The sequence below is a fragment of the Pseudoalteromonas sp. NEC-BIFX-2020_015 genome (genome assembly GCF_012952265.1).
Taxonomy (GTDB): domain Bacteria; phylum Pseudomonadota; class Gammaproteobacteria; order Enterobacterales; family Alteromonadaceae; genus Pseudoalteromonas; species Pseudoalteromonas neustonica.
Map to the genome: position 1 here is coordinate 26,498 of NZ_JABCJL010000039.1, position 7,679 is coordinate 34,176.

General features: G+C 38.3%; 4 protein-coding genes, 1 tRNA gene and 1 pseudogene. 2 read left to right on the forward strand and 4 right to left on the reverse strand.

The window, feature by feature from the left end; all coding sequences use genetic code 11:
• Nucleotides 1-128 precede the first annotated feature (128 nt).
• The 4 genes from HH219_RS20060 to HH219_RS20075 all read right to left on the reverse strand — a co-directional run bounded on the left by HH219_RS20060 (nt 129) and on the right by HH219_RS20075 (nt 6,408).
• A complete protein-coding gene (locus HH219_RS20060; protein ID WP_169328446.1) occupies nt 129-2,315 on the reverse strand; it encodes an EAL domain-containing protein in 2,187 nt (728 codons plus the stop codon).
• A 96-nt stretch (nt 2,316-2,411) separates the two neighbouring features.
• Entirely contained in the window at nt 2,412-4,904 is a 2,493-nt protein-coding gene (locus HH219_RS20065) for an ATP-binding protein (RefSeq protein WP_169328444.1), read from the reverse strand.
• Nucleotides 4,905-4,909: 5 nt separating this feature from the next.
• Nucleotides 4,910-6,172 (reverse strand): extracellular solute-binding protein, encoded by a 1,263-nt coding sequence (locus tag HH219_RS20070; protein WP_169328445.1) that lies wholly within the window; start codon nt 6,170-6,172, stop codon nt 4,910-4,912.
• A 160-nt stretch (nt 6,173-6,332) separates the two neighbouring features.
• Nucleotides 6,333-6,408 (reverse strand) — tRNA-Ala (locus tag HH219_RS20075).
• A 174-nt stretch (nt 6,409-6,582) separates the two neighbouring features.
• On the opposite strand from HH219_RS20075, the gene HH219_RS20080 reads away from it, so the two are divergent.
• Both HH219_RS20080 and HH219_RS20085 read left to right on the forward strand, forming a co-directional pair.
• A complete protein-coding gene (locus HH219_RS20080) occupies nt 6,583-6,972 on the forward strand; it encodes a hypothetical protein (protein ID WP_054452942.1) in 390 nt (129 codons plus the stop codon).
• Nucleotides 6,973-7,194: pseudogene (locus tag HH219_RS20085) on the forward strand (prolyl-tRNA synthetase associated domain-containing protein); the annotation flags it as partial.
• Between the last annotated feature and the right edge of the window lie 485 nt (nt 7,195-7,679).

Consider the following 7,679-nt stretch of genomic DNA (forward strand, 5'->3'; position numbering starts at 1 on the left):
ACATGCCCTAGTCCAGGGCGTGTTTGCTAAGTTTTGGTTAAAATATTTACTTTGAATTAAAGTACTAGGCCGATTGTAATTAAATTCAACGCAGTAAGCGTTGAATTTAGCCGATTAAGATCACTTTATTATTCAGCGCTCGGGTTCGTTAAGCTATAAAACCATGAATCAGCAGGTTCAGGCTTATGAAGATGATAGCCTTGTAAGATCATATTAGGGTAAGCTTGCAGCATGGTGAAATGTTCCTCGCCTTCAACACCTTCAGCGACAACTTTTAGATCAAATAAATTACCTAAACTCACGATCATATCAATAATCAGTTTGTCATTTTTGTTTGTTGGAGCTTCAAAAACGAATGACTTATCTATTTTAAGCTCGTGGATCGGCAGCTGTTTTAAGTAGGTTAAGCTTGAATAACCAGTACCAAAATCATCAATTGATACCCTAACGCCTAGCTTTTTTAAATGATGTACAGCTGCAATCGCTGCTTCCATATGGTTTAGTAAGGTCCCTTCAATAATCTCAATTGTAAGCGTACTCGGGTTTATTTTACTGCTTTGTATTTGCTTGGTTACAAAGTTCAAAAAACGATTTTCGTGAAAGTGACGACCACTAATGTTAATTGATAACCCGAGTTTTGAATTGAATTGGTTAAGCTTTGCAAGTAGCTCTAATGCTCTACATGTTACCCAGCAATCTAAGTCAAAAATTATATCCGACTCTTCAGCGATCGGGATAAACTCAGCGGGACTAATAAAGCCTTTTCTAGAATGCTCCCAGCGCAGTAACACTTCAGCGCCTTTGAGTTTATGCTGGCTATCGTATTGTGACTGCAGATAAAGCGTTAACTCATTTTGACTAATTGCTTTTCGTAAATCTTGTTCTATTTCAAAACGGCGTTTAGCTTGCTCACCAAAGGAAGTATCAAAAAATGTGATTCGGTTACCGCCCTTTTCTTTGGCTTTATAGCATGCAGCCTCACAATTACGAATTGTCTCAATTGCATTTTCGCGCACATCCATACGCGGAAATATATAGCAGCCAATACTAACGGTTAAAGTGACTTTTTCTTCATCAACAGTAAAAGGTTCGCTTGCAGCGATAAGTAAATTTTGTGCCTTTGTATTAGCGAGCGCTTGGGCTCTATTTCTACCTGTGCCTTTGTTTGTTGCGCACAGAACGGCGAATTCATCACTCCCTAAACGTGCAACGATGTCTTTTCTATCGAGTGTACTATCAATTCGAGCAGCTAACTCTTGGAGAACTTGATCGCCCGCTAATAAACCGAGGCCATCGTTAATGGAATGAAAGCTGTCTATATCAACAATAAAAATATAAGCATAATTCAAATCGATATAAGATTGATTGAGCTGTTGATCTAATAACTTTAAAAAGTTATTTCTATTTGGAAAGCCGGTTAGTTCATCATGCCAGGTTAAATAATCAATACGTTCTTGAGTCACCTTAACACTAGATATATCGCTAAATACACCTATAAAGTTAACGTTCGTATCAATGTCATTTTTCACCATACTTAACGTTAAAAGCTCTGGGTATAGTTCACCATTTTTACGTCGTGTTATTAACTCCCCACTCCAATATCCCGCATTGCTCGCATGCTGCCAAATGGCATCAAAGTTCATTTCAGGCAGATTGTTTTGTTTAATTTTTTTTAGCTGTGTATCAAGTGCTTCATTCTCACTAAAACCGGTGATCCTGCAAAAAGAGGGGTTAACAGCAATAATAATTCCTTTATTATTGGTAATTACAACGCCATCAGCTGTACTTGTAAGCGCTTGATAGAATAATTCTTGTTTAGCGGTTAATTTTTTTAGCTCGGTGTCACGTTTACTAAGCTCAGAGGCGAGGACCTCAATTTCTAGCAGCTTATCGTGTAGATCAAAGTTCTTTTCAATCAATCTATCTAACATGCCCTGTACGGTCATGTGGGTGCGAATACGGGCTCTTACTAGCGAAAGTTTATAAGGCTTATGAATATAGTCTATTGCGCCTAATTCAAATCCGTGTTCTTCAGATTCTTCCTCCGTCATTGCTGTAACGAAAATGATAGGGATCCCTTTGGTATTTTGATTACTTTTAAGAATCTTACAGACTTCGTAGCCATCCATTTCAGGCATCATAATATCGAGTAAAATTAAATCAGGGCGTGTAATTTCAATAAACTCTAAGGCTTGCGCGCCGCCCGTTGCAATGCGTACATCATAATCAGAAAGCAAGCCTTCTACCAAAATATGTAAATTATTTGGTTCATCATCGACGATGAGTACCAAAGGTTTTTGCTGCCTATTTTTCATCATAACTTTTGATGTAACTTGATTATTTGAGTGCACTAGCAATCCATGTGTAGCTACTTAACTAATTAAAAAATAGTTCATTGTTCTGAGTCTTGTCTAGTTTTTTGGTGGATTTAAATAATTATTAATAGTCCCTATAACTGTTTGATAATTGAATTGATCAATGGCTTCTTTAAGTTGTAGTAATTGAGGGTCATTACCCGAGGCTACAAGGTGTTCATTTAATTGTTGATTAAGGTTTGCCGTTATTGGGCGAGCTTCTTGAGCGAGTACTTTTATCTCGTTCAAATAAAGTTTTTTATCATCGGAGAAAAGTGTAATTTCTTTGGTCGCTTTCAATTGATTCGTAAGTATGTATTGATCGATAGCGCAACACGCCATCGTTAATTGCTGCTCAAATACAGTTAAATTGATGAGTTGCTGTTGCTTGATTTCCTCTTTGACCTTAAGTGCTGTTGCTCTTAGCTGTTCGAGTCCTAGCGTGCCTGTAAGACCTATAAATGTGTGGAGTGAGCGCCTTAATTCGAGAATATGTTGCTTTGCGTACAGCTCCTTGATTTGGATATTGTAATCATTGTAATCATTTTTAAAGCGTCGATATAAATCAGTAAGCAGTCGATCATTAAAGTCTAGATTCTCAAGTGCGGTGGGTAAGTCTAATAATTGAGGTTGTTCAAGGTTCTGCATAGTAGCGCCTTCGGGGTCGACTAAAGTAAATGAGAGATTAAATGAAAATTTAGTACCTTCATCAAGTTGGCTGTCAGCTTGAATTTCTCCTCCAAGCAATTTGACTAATTTTTGACTGATTGTTAATCCTAAGCCCGTTCCTCCATGCACTCTACTTGCACAGTTATTACCTTGTGCAAATGAACTGAAAATTTGTTTTATCTCATCAGGTTTTATTCCCGCGCCGGTATCTTGAACTGTAAAGCGTAATGTAATGAGCTGTTGCTGTTGGGAGCAGACCTCAATCAAAACGATCACCTCACCTTGCTTTGTGAATTTAATAGCATTATCAACAAGTGCACCGAGTACTTGTTCGAGTCTTACAGGATCCCCTATGAGCATGGCATCTTTTTTTAAATGGTTAGTCAGTATTAAGTTTAGGCCTTTTTGCTTAGCATTGATTGAAAACCTTTTTTCAATATTTTTAATAATATCGTGCAGTATAAATTGGCTGCTTTCTAATTTTAATCTATTGGTATCAAGCTTGGCAAAATCGAGTAAGTCATTCAATATCTTTAATAATTTACTAGCGCTGGAAAGGGTTTTATTAACATTGCTTTTTTGTTGGTCAGTTAACGGGCTTTCTAACAGCAGCTGTTGCATGCCTAAGATGGCATTCATTGGAGTACGTAACTCATGACTTATATTAGCAACAAAATAGCTCTTAGCTCTGTTGGCTTGCTCAGCTTGATCTTTCGCTAACGATAATGCGGCGTTTATGCTTTGCATTTGGGTATTGAGTGTTTGTGTTTCATGTAATAGGTTTACAGTTTCGTTATTTTTTCTGTAAAGTGAATTTGCTGCAGTTATCACACTACTAAGTTCATTCTTTTTATTCGGCTCAGCCAGTTCTTTATTTTGTGTGCCATTGTTTAAATTATTCAGAAGCACAATTATCTTGTTCATTGGTAAAATGATTGCAACCACGATAAATACACTAACAATAATACTTAAAATAAACATAGCCAGAGAGAGAAATTGAGATTCTTTAGCGCTATCAGCCAAATGTAGGTTGAGTGTTTCTTGTGACTTAATAAACGTACTTTTCTCGCTGTTATTTATTTGTTCTGTTAGATATAACAGTTCGTTAGCAATGCCGGTTAAAACAACATTAATAGAGTATGTATAGCCTCTAGTTAGTAGTGTTAATTGGTTGTAAGCTCTGCGAATGTTGAGCAACTGAGTTTTAAAGTCTACATTAGGAAGTGCATTATTTAGTAATCCATCCTGCTCAATATGGTTTAGCTGTTGCTGTAAAGTCTGAATGCTTAGTTGCGCTTTTTGAGATGAGTCATATTGTGTGTCGTTTAAGTAAGTCAGTGTGGCATGCTCGATACTTGTTACTGAGCGTAATACCTCAAAGTAGCGGTACTTGTGTTCGTTGCTTGCTTTATCTTTTAAAGCATTAAGGCTTGTTTGTAGTGACGCAATGGCGGGCTTGAACTTCTCTTCAACTAATTTTTGACGATGCTTTTTATTGTCAATAACCTGCTCGAATGTATGGCGATAATTATTTAAATGCTCATTTAAGCGCAATAATAAATCATCATACTGGTGCGGGGTTTTATTTGCATTATGTGTAAAGGAAACTAAATCAGCATTTGCCGCGAGAAAAAAACGCTTAAAATTATCTAAAGCAATGGGTCTACTTTCTTTTCCTACATAGTCAACAACTTGACCTTGTAATGAGATCACATTATTTTCTAGACTGGTTGCAACTTCACTTTGCGCAAGGGCGTGATATTGCAGCGCAAGTAATGCCCTTAAGTCATGCTGAGATTTGTCAAATAGGTAGCTTTGCAGTAAAAGCAGGCTAATTAATATGCCCAACGTAATGGATATTTTTGATTTGATTGAAAGCATAATAGTTATCGGCTTATTAACTCATACCATTTTTGAAGGCTATAGTCGTAAGTTGGCATTACAGTGTTCCACACCGCAACATTACTTAGACGTTTTAAATAGCTTCCCCCACTGCGCATAGCGCCCGTTTTTACGGATATTTTTCCTTGTGGATTAAGTAACGGCTCTATAGCTTGTTGGCCTTGATACCAATATTGCCATTCAGCATCAGATAAAAAAGGTTTTGAGCGTTCAGGGTTACTAATGTAATAACCTTGCCTGGCGATAAATGCACCTGGCCACCCAGATAACCACCAATTCATATACTCATAGGCGGCACTTTTCGTGTTTTCGTTCACTTGGGATGATAGGCACATTACGCCATGCCAGCCTCGATAACCTTCCTTAGGAGCAGCAAAGCGCACATTGATACCTTGGCTGTTTAAGCTCTCGACAGCGGGTGAAAACATACTTTCAATAATGGCTCTGTCATTACGCATAAAATCAACTGATTCAGGCACAGAATTCCAATAACCGCTAAAGTGACCTTGTTTTTTGTAATTGAGCAAAATACTAAATAGCTGATCGAGCTCTTGGCGGGTCATTGCACCAATATTATTAAATTTAATTAATCCCTTACTTTGCGCGGCAAGCGCTAAATCAAAAATACCAATTGATGGGGCGTTAACTATAGCGACTTTACCGCGGTGTTTTTCATCTAATAACCATGCCCAGCTTTCACTTTCATACGCGGTGCCAAGTGGTATGTGAGCTGTATTGTACCCAAATGAATCGACATTATGGACATAGGGTAAGTAGCTAATAAAATCGGTTTCATTGCTATTTAAAGTACCGTCATCTTGGATGTTTAAAAGTTTATATGGGGCATCGCCAGCACCGATTGATGCATCTGGAGTGAGCTTGCCTGTTTTAGTTAGTGCGTTAATTTCACTAAAGTTATGAATGCGTTTTTTATCAATAGCTTGGATACTGCCAGCGTTCCATAACACATTGATACTATTGGACCACTGTTCGTAAAGGTCAAAAGAGCCGGGAGCCATCGATGCTTTTTGCAGTACAGCAGCACTGCCAGCTGGTTGAAATACAATATCTATACCCAAGTCAGCCATAGCTTGCTTACGAATAGCCTCTTGTAATGTTACGTGGGTTCCTAACACTCTCAGAGTTGTTTTTTTGCGGGCAAAAACATAGGGAGCGTGGGTGATGATACCGGCGCTTATTCCAAGCGCTGCAATTTTTTTTAGCGTAGCCCTTTTAGGCTCATCCATAATTTAGCCAAAATAACGATAGTTAATGTTTAGGTATAGCTAATGACGGACAAAGGCTCAAGCATTGAAGATGAATTATTGAGAATAAAGTAGTATAAAGTTTTAGAGAGATTACTTGAAAAAGTAGATGTTATGAACTTAAAAAGAAAAGGTAGGAAAGTGGTGGAGCTAAGCAGGATCGAACTGCTGACCTCCTGCGTGCAAGGCAGGCGCTCTCCCAGCTGAGCTATAGCCCCACATTCCTAAAATTACGAATTTCGTAACCTACTTGATGTTCCCTTTCAAGCGGGACGAACTTTAATGAGATTTATCAATTTGGTCAAGTTTTTTTTATATATTTGGTGAATTTTCACGTAAAGAGTGATTTTTTGATAGACTACCTACAACTAGGTAATAAAAATGATTTCGTTATGAAGATATGCATATGGATATTAGTTGTTCTATTAAGTGGTTGTGCGAATCAAAGTGATGACCAACTTTTTGAGATTATTAGCAAGCAGTTATATACCAAATTAGATGAGCAAGAGAGTAAAGTCTTTGCTTATATAGTAACCGTTGAAGCAAAAACGCGTAAAAATGTGAAATTAGATAGGCCGCTTACACGCCGTGAGTTTAAAGATTTTGCTAATCAAGAATACTTTGAAGAATCCAATAGTTTAAAACTCAAGCTAGAAGATCAAGCAGTGCAATTATTAAAACAAGAATTAAATAAAAAAGAATATTGCGAGAATAATAAATATGAAATAGAAGAGGTGTCATGGCGAGATCTCAGCGTACGATTAACAGGACGTTGTTTATAAATGTTGGCTGATAAAACTAAATTAGCGGCGTTTTTAGCGCATTTAGATATCTATTATGATGCGATTGAACATCCAGCGTTACATGGCAGCCTCACCGCAGATGAGTTAATGATTGAGCGTCCTGGAACACGGCTAAAAAACTTATTTTTACGAGATAACGAAGGTAGAAACCACTTTTTAGTGATTACCGCCCACGATAAGCAATTAGATTTAAAGGCTCTAGGGCGTGTTGAGCTTTGTGGATTGAAATTTGTTCAATCTAGGGGCGATTTAATCGCGGCGCGAGGTTTGTAACCTAGCGGGCTAAGTCAAAACCGAGCAAAGCTTCCGCGTCCTGCTCACGCCCCTTACCTACATCCGTGTAGGTAACAAAGAGTCAATCGCCCCTAGAAAGAACCCTTTGGGCAGCGCATGTTTGGCATTTATACTGCGTTATCGGCTATTTATGGGGAACAACCACACACCATAGGCTCTGCCTTGCCTAAATACCAAACATACTGCTGCAAAATTAATCACGAAAGCTCAACACGCCCTAGGGCGTGTTGAGCTTTGTGGATTGAAATTTGTTCAATCTAGGGGGGATTTAATCGCGGCGCGAGGTTTGTAACCTAGCGGGCTAAGTCAAAACCGAGCAAAGCTTCCGCGTCCTGCTCACGCCCCTTACCTACATCCGTGTAGGTAACAAAGAGTCAATCGCCCCTAGAAAG

Bases quoted from the DNA above. Each gene is read 5' to 3' on its own strand.
- HH219_RS20065 (WP_169328444.1), bottom strand. From the start codon at position 4,904: ATGCTTTCAATCAAATCAAAAATATCCATTACGTTGGGCATATTAATT.
- HH219_RS20080 (WP_054452942.1), top strand. From the start codon at position 6,583: ATGAAGATATGCATATGGATATTAGTTGTTCTATTAAGTGGTTGTGCG.
- HH219_RS20060 (WP_169328446.1), bottom strand. From the start codon at position 2,315: ATGAAAAATAGGCAGCAAAAACCTTTGGTACTCATCGTCGATGATGAA.
- HH219_RS20070 (WP_169328445.1), bottom strand. From the start codon at position 6,172: ATGGATGAGCCTAAAAGGGCTACGCTAAAAAAAATTGCAGCGCTTGGA.